9 protein-coding genes and 1 pseudogene are annotated in these 15,916 nt (G+C 69.9%); 6 read left to right on the forward strand and 4 right to left on the reverse strand.

Features of this window, described 5'->3' with window-relative positions; genetic code table 11:
* Nucleotides 1-97: 97 nt before the first annotated feature.
* Nucleotides 98-2,272, reverse strand: a complete 2,175-nt coding sequence (locus ACSQ4M_RS23495) for a putative bifunctional diguanylate cyclase/phosphodiesterase (protein ID WP_436191821.1) — start codon at nt 2,270-2,272, stop codon at nt 98-100.
* A gap of 138 nt (nt 2,273-2,410) precedes the next feature.
* Between ACSQ4M_RS23495 and ACSQ4M_RS23500 the strand changes: the two genes are divergently transcribed.
* Complete coding sequence (locus ACSQ4M_RS23500; RefSeq protein WP_436191822.1) at nt 2,411-3,421, forward strand: P1 family peptidase; 1,011 nt, start codon at nt 2,411-2,413, stop codon at nt 3,419-3,421.
* Entirely contained in the window at nt 3,418-4,770 is a 1,353-nt protein-coding gene (locus ACSQ4M_RS23505) for a TAXI family TRAP transporter solute-binding subunit (protein ID WP_436191823.1), read from the forward strand. Before ACSQ4M_RS23500 ends, ACSQ4M_RS23505 begins: the two co-directional genes overlap by 4 nt.
* Here the strand turns inward: ACSQ4M_RS23505 and ettA are convergent, their stop codons facing one another.
* Nucleotides 4,771-6,432 carry an energy-dependent translational throttle protein EttA gene (gene ettA / locus ACSQ4M_RS23510; RefSeq protein WP_436191824.1) on the reverse strand — a complete coding sequence of 554 codons (1,662 nt, stop codon included), beginning with the start codon at nt 6,430-6,432 and terminating at the stop codon, nt 4,771-4,773. It abuts the gene before it with no gap.
* Nucleotides 6,433-6,692: 260 nt separating this feature from the next.
* Between ettA and ACSQ4M_RS23515 the strand changes: the two genes are divergently transcribed.
* On the forward strand, nt 6,693-8,414 hold the full coding sequence (locus ACSQ4M_RS23515) for a DEAD/DEAH box helicase (protein ID WP_436191825.1): 1,722 nt from the start codon (nt 6,693-6,695) through the stop codon (nt 8,412-8,414).
* Between the two features lie 6 nt (nt 8,415-8,420).
* On the opposite strand, the gene ACSQ4M_RS23520 is transcribed toward ACSQ4M_RS23515, so the two are convergent.
* Nucleotides 8,421-8,804, reverse strand: coding sequence for a hypothetical protein (locus ACSQ4M_RS23520; protein ID WP_436191826.1), 384 nt, complete (start codon nt 8,802-8,804; stop codon nt 8,421-8,423).
* Nucleotides 8,805-8,875: 71 nt separating this feature from the next.
* Between ACSQ4M_RS23520 and ACSQ4M_RS23525 the strand changes: the two genes are divergently transcribed.
* Both ACSQ4M_RS23525 and ACSQ4M_RS23530 read left to right on the forward strand, forming a co-directional pair.
* Nucleotides 8,876-9,772, forward strand: coding sequence for a 2-dehydro-3-deoxygalactonokinase (locus tag ACSQ4M_RS23525; RefSeq protein WP_436191827.1), 897 nt, complete (start codon nt 8,876-8,878; stop codon nt 9,770-9,772).
* Between the two features lie 34 nt (nt 9,773-9,806).
* On the forward strand, nt 9,807-10,415 hold the full coding sequence (locus tag ACSQ4M_RS23530) for a 2-dehydro-3-deoxy-6-phosphogalactonate aldolase (RefSeq protein ID WP_436191828.1): 609 nt from the start codon (nt 9,807-9,809) through the stop codon (nt 10,413-10,415).
* A gap of 6 nt (nt 10,416-10,421) precedes the next feature.
* On the opposite strand, the gene ACSQ4M_RS23535 is transcribed toward ACSQ4M_RS23530, so the two are convergent.
* A complete protein-coding gene (locus tag ACSQ4M_RS23535; RefSeq protein ID WP_436191829.1) occupies nt 10,422-14,213 on the reverse strand; it encodes an EAL domain-containing protein in 3,792 nt (1,263 codons plus the stop codon).
* A gap of 263 nt (nt 14,214-14,476) precedes the next feature.
* Here ACSQ4M_RS23535 and ACSQ4M_RS23540 point away from each other — a divergent pair.
* Nucleotides 14,477-15,786: pseudogene (locus ACSQ4M_RS23540) on the forward strand (IS1182 family transposase).
* Nucleotides 15,787-15,916: the final 130 nt, after the last annotated feature.

Below are 15,916 nucleotides of genomic sequence, written 5' to 3' on the forward strand. Positions count from 1 at the left end.
TCCAGCCTCGCGCTCCCACGCGGACTGCGCAGTGCGGCTTCTATTTGTTACTGGAATCGTACCATTCAGTCGAAACTTTTGTGCGATTTTCCGAGCATCAGACCTTGCCAAGCACCGAGTCGGAAAACGCCAGTGGAGCGTTGCCGGCACTGCGGTGGTTGTCACCATCCTGCGCCCAGGACTGCAGGGCCTGTGCCGACATCGGTCGTGCGAAGTGGTAGCCCTGCAGTTCGTCGCAGCCCATCTGCAGCAGGATGTCGTTCTGCGCCGCTGTCTCCACGCCCTCGGCCACCACGCGCAGGCCCAGGGCGTGCGACAGGCGGATCACCGCGTCGACCACAGCGCGCGCGTCGTTGCTGCTTTCCAGGTCCTGCACGAAGCTGCGGTCGATCTTCAGCTGCCGGGCCGGCAACTGGCGCAGGTAGCTCAGACTGGAGTAGCCGGTGCCGAAGTCGTCGATCGACAGGTACACGCCGATGCGCGCGAGGTTGTCGAAAGTGCGCTGCGTGGCCTTGATGTCCTCCATGGCCACCGACTCGGTGATCTCGCACAGCAGCTGCGAGGCCGGCACGAAGTTGCGCTGCAGCGCCTGCTCGATGCGCTGCACCAGGTCGCTCTCGCGCAGCTGGTGCACCGACAGGTTCACCGACACGCGCATGCGCAGGCCCTGGTCGGCCCAGGCATGCATCTGCCGGCAGGCCTCCTCGATGACCCAGCCGCCGAGCTGGTTGATCAGGCCGAAACGCTCGGCCAGCGGGATGAACTCCTCGGGCTCCACCAGGCCGCGCTCGGGATGCTGCCAGCGCAGCAGCGCCTCCACCCCGTGCACCTGGCCTCGCTTGCCATCGATCTTGGGCTGGTAGTGCAGGGCCAACTGGCCACGCGCCAAGGCCTGGCGCAGGTCGCTGAGCAGGCTCAGCTGTTCGCCGGCGCCGCGGTCCATGTGGGCCTCGAACAGCGCGCAGCTGTTGCCGCCGTTGCGCTTGGCCACGTACATGGCGGCGTCCGCATTGGCGACCAGCTTGTTGCGCTCGCCCTGGTCCGGGTAGACCACCACGCCGATGGAGCAGCCGATCTGCACACTGCGCCCCGCCACGTCGAAGGGCTGGCTCAGGGCCTGCGCTACGCGGCCGCCCAGCGTCATGCAGTCGGCCACGCTGCCGGCGTCCTCCACCAGCAGCAGGAATTCGTCGCCGCCCACGCGTGCCACCGTGTCGCTGCTGCGCGCCAGTTGCTGCAGCCGGCCGGCCGCGGCCTGGAGCACCGCGTCGCCGGCGGCGTGGCCGAAGATGTCGTTGACCGGCTTGAAGCCGTCCAGGTCGATGAACAGCACGCCGATGCGCTCGGCCTTGCGCTGGCTAATGCTCTCGTCGGCGCGTTCATGGCGCGACAGGGCGTGGGCCAGCCGGTCCTCGAACAGCAACCGGTTCGGCAGGCCGGTCAGCGGGTCGCTGAAGGCGCGCCGGTGCAGTTCGTCGTTGGCCGACTGCAACTCGGCGTTGGCTGCCTGCAGCGAAGACGACAGCCTGGCCGTGCGGCGCTGCATGCGGTAATCCCACGAGGAAACCCCCAGCGTCAGCAGCAACAGCAGCACACAGGCCACACCCACCGCGATGGCCAGCCCGCGGCCGCCCAGGGCGTCCACGCTCAGGCAGACAGCGTCCTGCGGGAACGAGGCGGCCGCCATGCCTGCGTAGTGCATGCCGGCGATCGCCAGGCCCATCACGGCCGCGGCCACGATCTGGTAGATCCAGCCCCGCAGGCCCTGGAAACCGCGCAGCCAGAAGAACAGCCACAGCGCCACCGCAGAGGCGCCGACGGCGATCACCGCCGAGGCCGCTACCCAGCCCATGTTCCAGACGATGCCGGGCGCCATGTCCAGCGCCGCCATGCCCATGTAGTGCATGGCACAGATGCCCAGGCCCATGACACCGGCGCCGACCAGCACGCGCACCAGGCCCAGCCGCCCCAGGCTGGCAATGCCCAGGGCAACGCCCGAGGTGAGCACCGCCGCGACGAAGGAGACGGCCGTCAGTCCGGGCGTGTAGCCCAGCTGGATCGGCAGCGAGAACGCCAGCATGCCGACGAAGTGCATGGACCAGATGCCGGTGCCCATCACCAGCGATCCACCCAGCCACCACAGCAGCGCCGTGAGCCGATCAGGCTGACGCACGCGCCGTGCCAGATCCAGCGTCACGTAGGACGCCGCGCTGGCAATCAGCACGGAGGCCAGGACGCCCCAGACGTCGTATGAGGTGGGAAGAAAGCTCATCGAACCGTGCAGCCCCGTCTGGTCCGCAAGCGCGTGTGGCGAAGGCTTCATTATTGCCAATACCGTCCAATTGATCTGCGCATTTATCACCAATTTAAGGACATATCGCGGGGGCCGGCCCGCCCATAATCGCCGCCCATGTCTTCGCCTACTTGGCCGGCCCATGCCGGCGCCATCACCGACGTGGCCGGCATCGAGGTCGGCCATTTCACCGATTCCCGCCGACCGACCGGCTGCAGCGTGGTGCTGGCGCGCGGCGGCGCCGTGGCCGGCGTGGACGTGCGCGGCGCAGCGCCCGGCACGCGCGAGACCGACCTGCTGGCACCGTCCAACCTGGTCGAACGCGTGCACGCGGTGATGCTGGCCGGCGGCAGCGCGTTCGGCCTGGCCACGGCCGACGGCGCCATGCGCTGGCTCGAAGAGCAAGGCGTGGGGCTGGACGTGCGTTTCGCCACCGTGCCGCTGGTGCCGGCTGCCGTGCTGTTCGACCTGCCCCTGGGCGACGCCCGCATCCGCCCCGACGCCGCCGCCGGCTATGCCGCCTGCGCCGCTGCCAGCGGCGCGGCACCGGCCCAGGGCAACGTGGGCGCCGGCGCCGGTGCCATGGTGGGCAAGGTGTTCGGCGCGGCGCGCGCCATGAAGGGTGGCATCGGTACGGCCAGCGTCAGCGTGGACGGCGTGACCGTCGGCGCGCTGGTAGCCGCCAACCCACTCGGCGACGTGGTCGAACCGGCCACGGGCCGCGTGATCGCCGGTGCGCGCACGGTCGATGGCCGGGCGCTACTGGACACACGCCGCGCACTGCTGGCCGGCGAGGCGCCCCGCCCCATCCTGGCCGGCACCAACACCACGCTGGCCGTGATCGCCACCGATGCGGCCATCACCAAGCCGCAGGCGCACCGCCTGGCCCAGGCCGGCCACGACGGGCTGGCCCGGACCATCAACCCGGTGCACACCATGTCGGATGGCGACACGGTGTTCGCGCTGGCCACGGGCCTCGCGCCGTCGCCTTCGCCGGGCATGATGGTGCTGGCGACGATGGCGGCAGAGGCCGTGGCTCGGGCCGTGCTGCAGGCCGTGTGGGCGGCCGAGGCGGTGCGCGTAGGCGACCTGCAGTTGCCAGCGGCACGCGACTTCGCCCGCCCATGACATCCCTGCCACGCACGCTGCGGCTCGCACTGCTGGGCCTGCGCGACCTGCTGGTCTCGGCCGGCCCGCTGGTGCTGCTGCCCATCGCCATCCTGGCCGCGGCCTACTGGTACCTGCAGCCGCAACCGCCGACCAGCCTGCGGCTGGCCACTGGCCCGGCCGGCAGCGCCTACGCGGCCTTCGGCCAGCGCTACGCCGATGCCTTGCGCAGCCATGGCATCACGGTGGAGCTGGTGCCAACGGACGGTTCGCTCGACAACCTCGCACTGCTGCGCCGCGGCGAGGCCGAGGCGGCCTTCGTGCGCGGCGGCAGCGCCGACCCGGTGGCCGACGAGGAGGCTGGCCTGCAGTCCCTGGGCGCGCTGTTCTACGAGCCGCTGTGGATCTTCTACCGGCCCGACGCGCTGCGCCCGGCCCAGCGCCGCGCCGGCCCGCTGCAGTCGCTGGCCGCGCTCGCGCCCCTGCGCGTGAACGTGGACAAGGCCGGCAGCGGCGTGCCCGACATCCTGGAGCGCATGCTGCGCGCCAACCGGCTCGACCCGGCCGCCATGCAGGTCTCGCACCTGGCGCAGAGCCCGGCCACCGAGGCGCTGGAAGGCGGCCTGCTCGACGTGATGGTGCTGGCCTCGGCCCCCGAGTCACCGCTGGTGCAACGCCTGTTGCGCGCACCCGGTGTCGCGCTCGTGGACCTGCGCCAGAGCGATGCCTACACGCGGATCTTCCCGTTCTTCTCGTCCGTGCGCCTGCCGCGCGGCATCGTCGACCTGGCCAAGGACCTGCCGGTCGACGACGTGTCCATGCTGGCGGCGACGACGTCGCTGTTGGTGCGTGAGCAGACCCATCCCGCCCTGCGCCAGCTGCTGGCGCAGGCCGCGCAAGGCATCCATGGCGGTGCCGGCTGGTTCAACCGCGTGCGCGACTTCCCGAACACGCGCACCAGCGAACTGCCCGTCAGCAGCGAGGGCGACCGCGCCATCAACGGTCAGCCGCCGTTCTGGCAGCGCTACCTGCCGTTCTGGGCCAGCAACCTGGTCGAACGCATGTGGCTGGTGCTGGGCGGCCTGCTGGTGCTGCTGCTGCCGCTGTCGCGCGTGGTGCCGCCGCTCTACATCTTCCGGGTGCGCAAGCGCGTGTTCCGCTGGTACGCGCAACTGCGCGAGATCGAGGCGCGCACCGGTGATGCCGACGCATCGCCCGACCGGCTGCTGGAGCAGCTGGACCACCTCGACCGCGTGGTCGACAAGGTGGCGGTGCCGCTGTCTTACGCGGACGAGCTGTACGCGCTGCGGCACAACATCCATGCCGCGCGCAAGCGGGTCCTGGCACGCCGACTGGACCCGGGCGACTGATTACTTCAGTGCCTTGAAGCGCACGCGCTTGGGCTTGGCGCCCTCTTCGCCCAGGCGGCGCTTCTTGTCGGCCTCGTACTCCTGGTAGTTGCCGTTGTAGAAGACCCATTGCGAGTCGCCTTCGGCCGCCAGGATGTGGGTGGCGATGCGGTCCAGGAACCAGCGGTCATGGCTGATGACCAGCACGGTGCCGGCGTATTCCAGCAGCGCGTCTTCGAGCGCGCGCAGGGTTTCCACGTCCAGGTCGTTCGACGGTTCGTCCAGCATCAGCACGTTGCCGCCCTGGATCAGCGTCTTGGCCAAGTGCAGTCGGCCGCGTTCGCCGCCCGACAGGTTGCCGACCTTCTTCTGCTGGTCCTGGCCGTTGAAGTTGAAGCGGCCCGCGTAGGCGCGGCTGGCCATCTGGAACTTGCCGACGTTGATGATGTCCAGGCCGCCCGAGATGTCTTCCCAGACGGTCTTGTCGTTGGCCAGCTCGTCGCGGTGCTGGTCGACGAAGGCCATCTTGACGGTCTGGCCGACGACGACCTCGCCGCTGTCGGGCTGCTCCCGGCCTGCGATCAGCTTGAACAGCGTGGACTTGCCGGCGCCGTTGGGGCCGATGATGCCGACGATGGCACCGGGCGGGATGTTGAAGCTCAGCTTGTCGATCAGCAGCCGGTCGCCGAAGCTCTTGCTGACGTCCTTGAATTCGAAGACCTGCTGGCCCAGGCGGTCGGCCACGGGGATGAAGATCTCGTTGGTCTCGTTGCGCTTCTGGTAGTCGACGTCCGACAGTTCCTCGAAACGCGCAAGCCGCGCCTTGCTCTTGGCCTGGCGCGCCTTGGGGTTCTGGCGCGACCATTCCAGTTCCTTCTTCAAGGCCTTGGCGTGGGCTTCCTCGCTCTTTTGCTCCTGCGCCAGACGCTCGCCCTTCTGCTCCAGCCAGGTGCTGTAGTTGCCCTTCCATGGGATGCCGCGGCCGCGGTCCAGTTCCAGGATCCACTCGGCCGCGTTGTCCAGGAAGTAGCGGTCATGGGTGATGGCCACCACGGTGCCGCTGAAGCGCTGCAGGAACACTTCCAGCCACTCCACCGACTCGGCGTCCAGGTGGTTGGTGGGCTCGTCGAGCAGCAGCATGTCGGGCTTGGACAGCAGCAGCTTGCACAGCGCCACGCGGCGCTTTTCGCCGCCGGACAGCAGGCCGATCTTGGCGTCCCATGGCGGCAGGCGCAGCGCGTCGGCGGCGATCTCGATCTGGTGCTCCGAATCGGTGCCGGCCGCGGCGATCACCGCTTCCAGCTGGCCCTGCTCGGCCGCCAGCGCGTCGAAATCGGCGCCTTCCTCGGCATAGGCGGCGTAGATTTCTTCGAGCCGTGCCTTGGCGGCGTTGACCTCGCCCATGGCTTCGTCGATGGCCTCGCGCACCGTGTGCTCGGGGTTGAGCTTGGGCTCCTGCTCCAGGTAGCCGATCGACAGGCCGGCCATCGGCATGGCCTCGCCCTCGAACTCCTTGTCGACGCCGGCCATGATCTTGAGCAGCGAGGACTTCCCGGAGCCGTTCAGGCCCAGCACGCCGATCTTGGCGCCCGGGAAAAAGGAGAGCGAAATGTCTTTCAAAATCTGCCGCTTGGGCGGCACGGTCTTGGAGACGCGGTTCATGGTGTAGACGTACTGGGCCATGCAGAAGGTCCTGGACAGAGCAAAAAAGAAGGGCCGTGAGACCGGCCGAATGGGGGATTATCGTCTGCGTGCGACAATGCGCCGGTCGGTGGCCTTCCAGTTGGCCATCGCACCAGCACTCTGCTGGGGGGGTTCGCGCATCACTGCTGCAGCCGACGCCCTACTCTCAATCCAATACGTCTGCCTAAGACTGGTGCGATGGCTCCCCATCGCGACAGGCCGATTCCATAGCGCCCTGGAAGGGTGCCCCATTGTTGTCCATGACATTTGACGAACTGAACCTGGCTCCGGCCATCCTGCAAGCCGTGCGCGAGCAGGGTTACGACACTCCCACCGCGATCCAGGCCCAGGCCATTCCGGTCATCCTCGAAGGCCGCGACCTGCTGGGCGGCGCCCAGACCGGCACCGGCAAGACCGCCGCCTTCACGCTGCCGCTGCTGCAGCGCCTCTCGCAATCCGAAGCCCCGCGCAACAAGTTCAACGGCAAGGGCATCCGTGCCCTGGTGCTGACGCCCACGCGCGAACTCGCCGCCCAGGTCGAGGAATCGGTCCAGACCTATGGCAAGTACCTGAACCTCAGCTCCACCGTGGTCTTTGGCGGCGTGGGCATGAACCCGCAGATCAACAAGGTCAAGGCCGGCGTGGATGTGCTGGTGGCCACCCCCGGCCGCCTGCTCGACCTGCTGCAGCAAGGCGTGCTGGACCTGGGCCAGGTGCAGATGCTGGTGCTGGACGAAGCCGACCGCATGCTGGACATGGGCTTCATCCACGACGTGAAGAAGGTGCTGGCCGTGGTGCCCAAGGCCAAGCAGAGCCTGCTGTTCTCGGCCACCTTCAGCGACGAGATCCGCGAGCTGGCCGCCACGCTGCTGCGCGACCCGCAATCGATCCAGGTCACGCCGCGCAACACCACGGTGCAGCGCATCACGCAGGTGATCCACCCCGTGGGCCGCGCCAAGAAGAAGGCCGCGCTGCTGCACATCATCCAGCAGCACAACTGGAGCCAGGTGCTGGTGTTCACGCGCACCAAGTTCGGCGCCAACCACGTGGCCGAGTTCCTGGCCAAGAACGGCGTGACCGCCATGGCCCTGCACGGCAACAAGAGCCAGGGTGCCCGCACCCAGGCACTGGCCGGCTTCAAGAGCGGCGACATCCGTGCGCTGGTGGCCACCGACATCGCGGCCCGCGGCATCGACATCGACGAGCTGCCGCACGTCGTGAACTACGAGATCCCCAACGTCAGCGAAGACTACGTGCACCGCATCGGCCGCACCGGCCGCGCCGGCGCCAGCGGCGAAGCCGTGAACCTGGTCTGCATGGACGAGGAAGGCTTCATGCAGGACATCGAAGACTTCACCAAGCAGCGCATCCCGGTGCAGGTGCTGGAAGGCTTCGGCCCCGAGCCCGGCGAGAAGGGCGAGCCCATCGCCATGGGCCGCCAGACCCTGTGGGGCGGTGCAGGCAAACCGCCGAGCCGTGAAGTCATGGCGGCCGCGGCCAAGGCCGCGCGCAGCGAGATGATGCAGCGCATGCGCGACAACAAGGGCCAGAACGGTGGCGGTGGTGGTGCCGGCCGTGGCCAAGGCGGCGGCAACGGTGCAGGCCGCTCGGCGCAGGGCCAGCAGCAACGCGGACCGCAAGGCGGTGGCGGCCGCCCGGCCGGCGGCCACAATGGCCCGCGCCACAACGGCGCAGGCGGCGGTGGTGGCTACGGCGGCAACGGTGGCGGCGCGGGTGGCGGCCACGGCCAGCCCGATCCGCTGCGCACTTCCACGCTGGGCGGCCGTGCCAAGCCGGCACCGCGCAGCACCGCAGGCGGTCAGCCTGATCCGATGCGCACCAGCGTGGACAGCATGGGCGGCGGTGGCCGCAACCGCGGCTTCGGCGGCGGTGGTGGCGGTCGCGGCGGCCGCAGCGGTGGCCACGGCGGCGGCGGCGGTTCCCGCGGCGGCTTCGGTGGCGGCGGCGGCTACGGCCGCTGACTCGGCTCAGTCCCTGATGAACAGCGTGCGCAGGGGCTGGTCGCCGACCTGGCGGCTCCAATGCCCGTGCACGCTGGCGTCGAAGGTGCTACCGCTCGGCAGCACGTCGGCCGAATAGAAGTGCTCCCCAGGACCGAAGACGCGCGAGCTTCCGTCCTGCAGGCCGATCTCCATCTGGCCCGACAAGATCACCACCCATTGCGGCGTGACCGTCACATGGAACTGGCTGCGAAAGCCCACCGGGCTCTCGCGCAGCTGGTAGCCGCCGCTGGGCCGCAGCGCCGACAGCGCCGACTGCGGCGTGCCTTCGTCCAGTGCCACGTCTTCCTCCTTGAAGCGGGCGCGGCCATCGGTGTCGGTGAACAGAATCGTCTTGCGAAAGTGGGGCATCTGGGAAGTCCTCGGAAAGCCCGGCATTGTCGCGTCTGGCCTGCAGTGCGGGCGCGGTATAAACGCCGCCCATGCCCTCCCCTTCTTTTCCGCTGCTCGCCATCGACTGGGGCACGAGTTCGCTGCGCGGCGCGCGCATCGCGGCCGACGGCCAGGTGCTGGAGCAGCGCGGCCTGGCGCGCGGCATCCTGAGCGTGCCTGCCGGCGGCTTCGAGGCCGTCCTCGACGAGTGCTTCGGCGACTGGCGCGCCCAAAGCGCGCTCTGCCTGGTCTCCGGCATGGCTGGCAGCCGCCAGGGCTGGCTGGAAGCGCCCTACTGCCCCTGCCCGGCCGGCTTTGCCGAACTCGCAGCACAGCTGGCCTGGGTGCCTGGTGCACGCAGCCCGGTGGCCATCGTGCCCGGCCTGTCCATGGACCAGGGCGGCCTGCCCGACGTAATGCGCGGCGAGGAGGTGCAGATCTTCGGCGCCATGCGGCTGAGCGGCCAGGCCGACGGCCTGTTCGTGCTGCCCGGCACGCACAGCAAATGGGCCCAGGCCGAGGCCGGCCGCGTGACCGGGTTTCGCAGCTTCATGACCGGCGAGGTCTATGCGCTGCTGAGCCAGCATTCCATCCTCGCGCGCACACTGAACGCCGAGGCCCCGTTCGACGAGGCCGCCTTCGTACAGGGCGTGGCCCGCGCGCGCGATGCGGGCGGCCTGCTGCACCACGCCTTCGGCGCCCGCGCGCTCACGCTGTTCGGCCAGCTGGATGCCGACAGGATGGCCAGCTACCTCTCCGGCCTCGTGATCGGCGCCGAGCTGCACGGCGCCGCGCCCAGGCCCGATGCGCCGATCGTGCTGATCGGTTCCGAATCGCTCGCAGCCCGCTACGCGCTCGCGCTCGAAGTCCACGGCGTTGCAAGCCGCCGGCTCGGTGCCGAAGCCACCTGGGCCGGGCTGCATGCCCTGGCCCGCACCCTGGATTGACCCCATGCCCACCCACGATCTCCTGAGCGCAGCCATGCGCACCCTGCCCCTGGTCGCCATCCTGCGCGGCCTGACGCCGGCCGAGGCACCCGCCATCGGCGCGGCGCTGGATGCCGCCGGCTTCGCCATGCTCGAGGTGCCGCTCAACTCGCCGCAGCCGCTGGACAGCATCGCGCTGCTGGCCGCAAGCCACCCGGCCAAGCTGGTCGGCGCGGGCACCGTGCTGACGGCGGCCCAGGTGCGTGAGGTGCACGGCGCTGGCGGCCGCCTGGTGGTGGCGCCCAACTTCGAGGCCGAGGTCGTGCGCGAGGCCGTGCGCCTGGGCATGGTCTGCCTGCCCGGCATCCTGACGCCGACCGAGGCCTTCGGCGCGCTCGCGGCCGGCGCGCACGGGCTCAAGCTGTTCCCGGCCGAGATGGGCTCGCCCGCCGTGGTCAAAGCCCTGCTGGCCGTGCTGCCGGCCGGCACGCCGCTGCTGCCCGTGGGCGGTGTCTCGGTGGCCAACATCGCCGAGTGGCGCGCCGCTGGCGCGGCCGGCTGCGGCATCGGCTCGGCGCTGTACAAGCCCGGCAAGAGCGCAGTGGCCGTGGCGCAGGACGCCCGCGCGTTCTCGGCGGCCTGGCACGGCGCGCAGGCCGCCTGAAGTCGCTCAGGGCCCGGCCACGCCCTGCTCGCGCAGCAGCCGGTCCAGCGCCTCGGCCACCAGCGGGCGGCTGAAGAAATAGCCCTGGAAGGCCTGGCAGCCCTCGCTGGCCAGGAAGTCGCGCTGCGCGGCCGTTTCCACGCCTTCGGCGATCACGTTCAGGCCCAGGCTTTGCGCGAGCCGGATCACGGTGCGCGCGATCGCCGAATCGTTGGCGTTCACCAGCACGTCGCGCACGAAGGACTGATCGATCTTGAGCTGGTCCAGAGGCAGCTTCTTGAGGTAGGCCAGCGAGGAGTAGCCGGTGCCGAAGTCGTCGAGCGCGAAGCGCACACCGAGGTCCTTCAGCGCGTCCATCTTGGAGACGATGGCCTGCATGTCGTCCACCAGCACGCTCTCCGTCAATTCGAGCTTGAGCCGCTGCGGGTCGGCACCGGTCTGGTCGAGCACCGAGCGCACCTGGCGCACGAACTCGTTGTGCCGGAACTGCCGCGCGCTGACGTTGACGGCCATGGTCAGACCCGCCAGCGCCGGTTGCCGGCCCCATTCGGCCAGTTGCCGGCACGCGATCTCCAGCACGCGGTGCCCCAGCAGCAGGATCATGCCGGTCTCCTCCGCGAGCGGGATGAACTCGGCCGGTGAGACCAGGCCACGTGCCGCGTGCCGCCAGCGCACCAGCGCCTCCACGCCCGTGATGCGGCTTGCGCCATCGACCTGCGGCTGGTATTGCAGGAAGAACTCGCGCTGCACGAAGGCCTGGCGCAGGTCGCCCTCCAGCGCCGCGCGCGCCGTCACAGCCGCCTCCAGGCCCGGGTCGAAGAAGCGCAGCGTGTGCTTGCCAGCCGCCTTGGCCTGGTACATCGCGATGTCGGCCTGCTTGAGCAGATCGCCCGCGCTCTCGGTGCCGGCGCTGAAGCTGGCCACGCCGATGCTGGCGGTGCTCTGGTGTTCGTAGCCTTCGAGCCGGTAGGGCTGGGCCAGCGCGGCCAGGATCTTCTCGCCCACGCGGCGCGCCTGCACGGCGATCTCCTGCGGCACGGCGCTGAGTTCCTCCAGCACGATCACGAACTCGTCGCCCCCGAGCCGCGCCACCGTGTCGACCTCGCGCACGCAGGACACCAGGCGCATCGCCACCTGCTGCAGCAGCATGTCGCCCTTGTCGTGGCCCAGCGTGTCGTTCAGGGTCTTGAAGTTGTCCAGGTCCATGCACAGCAGCGCGCCGCCGGTGCGGTGGCGCACGCAGCTGGCCAGCGCCTTGTGCAGCCGGTCCTGCAGCAGCTGGCGGTTGGGCAGGCTGGTCAGGCCGTCGTAGAAGGCCAGTTTCTGGATCTTGGCCTCGGCCTGCTTGCGCTGCGTGATGTCGGTGTCGATCATGAGCACGGAGCGCGGCACGCCCTGCTCGTCGCGCACCAGCGTCCAGCGCGCCTCCACCTGCACGGCCTGGCCCAGTTTGCGCCGCCGCGCCACCTCGCCATTCCATTCGCCGCTGGCCATGAGTTCCTCATGGGCGTGGCCGCCCATGGTTTCGTCCTCGAACAGCAGACTGGCCACCGATTGGCCCATGGCCTCTTCGGCGCGCCAGCCGTAGAGCCGCTCGGCGCTCTTGTTCCAGTACTGCACGCGGCCTTCGGTGTCGGCCACGACGATGGCGTCGCGCGCCTTGTCCAGCAGCGAAGCCTGGTGGCGGATGTGCTCGTCGGCCTGGCGGCGGTCGAGCTCGGCGGCCACGCGCACGGCGAAGATGCGCAGCGTGGAGGCCAGGAATTCCTGGTGGCGCAGCGGCTCGGCGAACACCACCAGCACGAAGCCGCTCACGCGCTGGTTCGCGTCGAACAGGCTGTGCCCGGCATAGGCCTGCCCCCCGATCGAGGCCAGCAGCGGATACGGTGCAAAGGCCTCGGCCACGCCTTCGGTGACCACGTAGGCGCCGCTGCCCAGCAGGCCGGCCAGCCGGCTGCCGGCCAGCGGCGCGTCGAAATTGCGCCGCACCTGCCCGTGCACCACCGCACCCAGCGTGCGCGCCACCATCGACTCCGGCCCCAGCGTGGCGATGAAGCTGGCCTGCGCGCCCAGCGCGTCGGCCATGTTCAGTGCCAGCTGCTCGAAGAACTCCGTGCCGGTGCTGGCCGACACCGCGGCCGCCACCTTGAGCATGGCCGTCTGCACGCGCTGCTGGGCCTCCTGCGTGAGGCGCTGCTGCTCGCGCGCGCGCAGCGTCACGAGGCCGAAGGCCAGGTCCTCGGCCAGCGCCTGCAGCAGCGTGACCTCGTCCTCGGTCGGCGTCGCCACCTCGCCCGAGTACAGGTAGAACAGGCCGAAGGTGCGCGCGCCGTCGCGCAGCGGCAGGCAGACCAGGCCGCGGTAGCCGTGCGCCAGGGCGTTGGGCGCCCAGAGCGCGCAGCGCGGGTCGTTCTCCACGTCGGGCACGATGATCAGCTGGCCCGTGCGGATCGTGAGTCCCACCGGGCCTTGTCCGGCCGGCCTGTCGGCAGCCCAGCTCATCGGGAAGCTGCCGATGTAGCCGCGCTCGTCGCCCACCTTGGCAGCCGGCTCGACGCTGCGCTCGGCATCGTCGCGTGCGAAGCCGACCCAGGCCATGGCATAGCCGCCGATGTCCACCGTGATGCGGCACAACTCTTCCAGCAGCGACTGCTCCGAGCTGGCGCGGACCAGGCTCTCGTTGCAGGCCGACAGCATGCGCTGGGCCCGGCTCACGCGGGCCAGCGCGGCCTCGGCACGCAGGCGCGCACTGACATCCAGACTGCGCACCAGGCGGGCGGGCCGGCCGGCGAAGTCGATCGTCGTGCCGGAGACTTCGACATCGAATTCGCTGCCGTCCTTGCGGCGGTGCCGCAGCCGCAGGTTGGCGAAGGCGTCGCCCGGCATGACGACGCGCGGCGCCGTCTCGCCGGGCGCGCGCAGGTCGGTCATGGGCCTGCCGAGCAGCTCCTGCGGCTCATAGCCGTACATCTGGGCGGCGCTGCGGTTCACGGCCAGCACGCGCAGCGTCGGCATCTCGGTCACGAACATGGGCTGCGGGTTGAGGTCGAACAGCGCGCGGTACTTGTCGGCCGCCTCGCGCAGCCGGGCGTGCATGCGGTGGCGGTCGATCGTCACGCCCAGCGTCTCACCCAGGATCTGCACGTTGCCGATGTCGCGGTCGTAGAAGGCCTGGGGCGCGGCGTAGACTGCCAGCAGCACGCCGACCATGCCCTCGCCCGAACGCAGCGGCGCGATGATCATGGAGCGCACGCCATCGGCCCGGGCCCGCGCGCGGTCCAGCCGGTCGTCGAACAGCGTGTCGTCGCTGATCATCACGCGGCCCTGGGCCAGGGCCTTGGCCGACAGGCTGATCTCCATGTTGGCGCGTCGTCCGACCTGCTCGCGCAGCAGGCCGGAGCCCGCCGCGATCACCAGCACGCCCGCTTCATCGGCCAGTTCCAGCGACATGCCGTCGGCGTTCAGCAGTTCCTGCGTGCGCTGCACGGCGCGGTCCATCAGCGACTGCAAGGGGACATCGAGCGCGGCGAATTCCTGCTGCAGCTGGGCGATGCGGATGCGGTCCTGCGCATCGCGCCGGCTTTCCTGCTTGGCGCGGGTGTGGGCCGTGAGGTCGGTGCGGCCAGCCATCTCCAGGAAGCGCTGCTGGCTCTGGGCCACCGCGCTGCGCAGCGGCTCCTGCTCGGCCAGCACGCCGAGCCCCTGCAGCAACGGCGCCAGCATCCAGTCGAACTCCGGGTCCGGCGGCCCCGCCGGCGGCGGCCGGACACTGTCGGGGGGAATGTCGGGCGGGGGCATGTTCACAGTAGACCATGCTGGCACAGCGCCACACCAGGGCCTGCACCCCGGGGCGCCGCGCGTCGGGCCCGGCTGGCCGTCCGGCCGCCTCAGAAGGTGTGAACGAACCGCGCACCTGAGCGATCATTCAGTGCATGAGCACGGCGAAGACCAGGAACACAGTTGAACAAGCCCAGCCAGGCTTGTTCGGGCAAGGGGAACTGTCGGCAAGCGGCGAAGCGCCGGTGCAGGTTGCGGCCAGCGCGCAAGGCGCACCACGGGTGATGTCGCCGGTGCGCAACCAGGTGGAACTGCGCCCCGTCGACCTGGACGCGATGCTGGGGCTTGCGCACCCGGCGCGCACTGTGTGGGCCTTCGTGCAGACCATGGACTTGGCACCGCTGTATGCGCGCATCAAGTCGGCTGGCAGCCGCGGTGGCGCTCCAGCCATCGACCCTGCGATCCTGGTGGCGCTGTGGCTGTGGGCCACGGTGGACGGCGTAGGCTCGGCACGCGAGATCGATCGGCTGTGCGAGCGCGATGACGCTTACCGCTGGATCTGCGGTGGCGTGGGCGTGAACTACCACTCGCTGGCAGACTTTCGCACCGAGCACGAAGCCTGGCTGGACACGCAGCTGACGCGCTCGATCACCTCGCTGCTCGAGCGCCGGCTGGTCACGCTCGATGTCGTGGCACAGGACGGACTGCGCGTGCGTGCGCACGCCAAGGCCTCCAGCTTTCGCCGCCGCGACAAGCTGGCCGAACTGCACGCCCAAGCGCAAGAGCAGGTCCGTGCGCTCAAGCGCGAACTGCGCGAGGACGCCGGTGCCAGTGCGCGGCGCAAGCAAGCGGCCATCGAGCGCGCTGCGCGCGAGCGTGAGCAATGCCTGGCGGCCGCTGTGGCCACGATGGGCAAGCTGCAGCGCAAGACGCCGGCCCAGCCCAAAGCGGCCAAGCGGTCCAGGCAGTCCCCGGGCGATGAACCCCCGGTGGCACATGCACCGCTGCGGTCAAGCCCGAACCCGAACCGCGCGTGAGCACCACCGATCCCCAGGCGCGCGTGATGAAGATGGCCGATGGAGGCTTTCGCCCGGCCTTGAACGCGCAACTGGCTGTTGATGTCCAGACCCAACTCATCGCCGCGGTCGCCATCACCAACAGCGGCAGCGACATGGGCCAGATGGCTCCGGTACACCAAGACCTCCAGCAGCGCTACGCCACCACGCCGCAGCACTGGCTGGCAGACGGGGGCTTCACCAAGCTTGCCGCCATCGACGAGCTGACCGAGCGCGGCACCCAGCCGGTGGTGCCGCCGCCGCGCAGCCGCAACCCGAGCATCGACAGCCTGGCGCCCAAAGGCACCGACACCGCGGCGCAAGCCCAGTGGCGCGCATTCATGACCAGCGACTTCGCCAAGGACCTGTACGTCTGGCGTGGCGCCAGCGTCGAATGCGCCAACGCGCAGCTCAGGCGACGCGGTCTGCACCGCTTCAACGTCTGCGGCATGGTCAAAGCGCGCGCTGTGCTGCTGTGGCACGCCTTGGCGCACAACTTGATGCGCATGCGCAGCCTGGGGATCAAGCCAGCGGCATGAATTCAGGGGCATACGCCCCCGCATGAGGCCGTACACGCGCGCAACAGGACGCCAACACATTCCACGGCTGCGCGCCGTGTCTGCCCGCGCGATGTGACCCGCGGACCAACTGGCGCCTTTGCCGGCACCT

The organism is Pseudorhodoferax sp. LjRoot39, assembly GCF_964253035.1.
Lineage (GTDB): Bacteria > Pseudomonadota > Gammaproteobacteria > Burkholderiales > Burkholderiaceae_C > Pseudorhodoferax.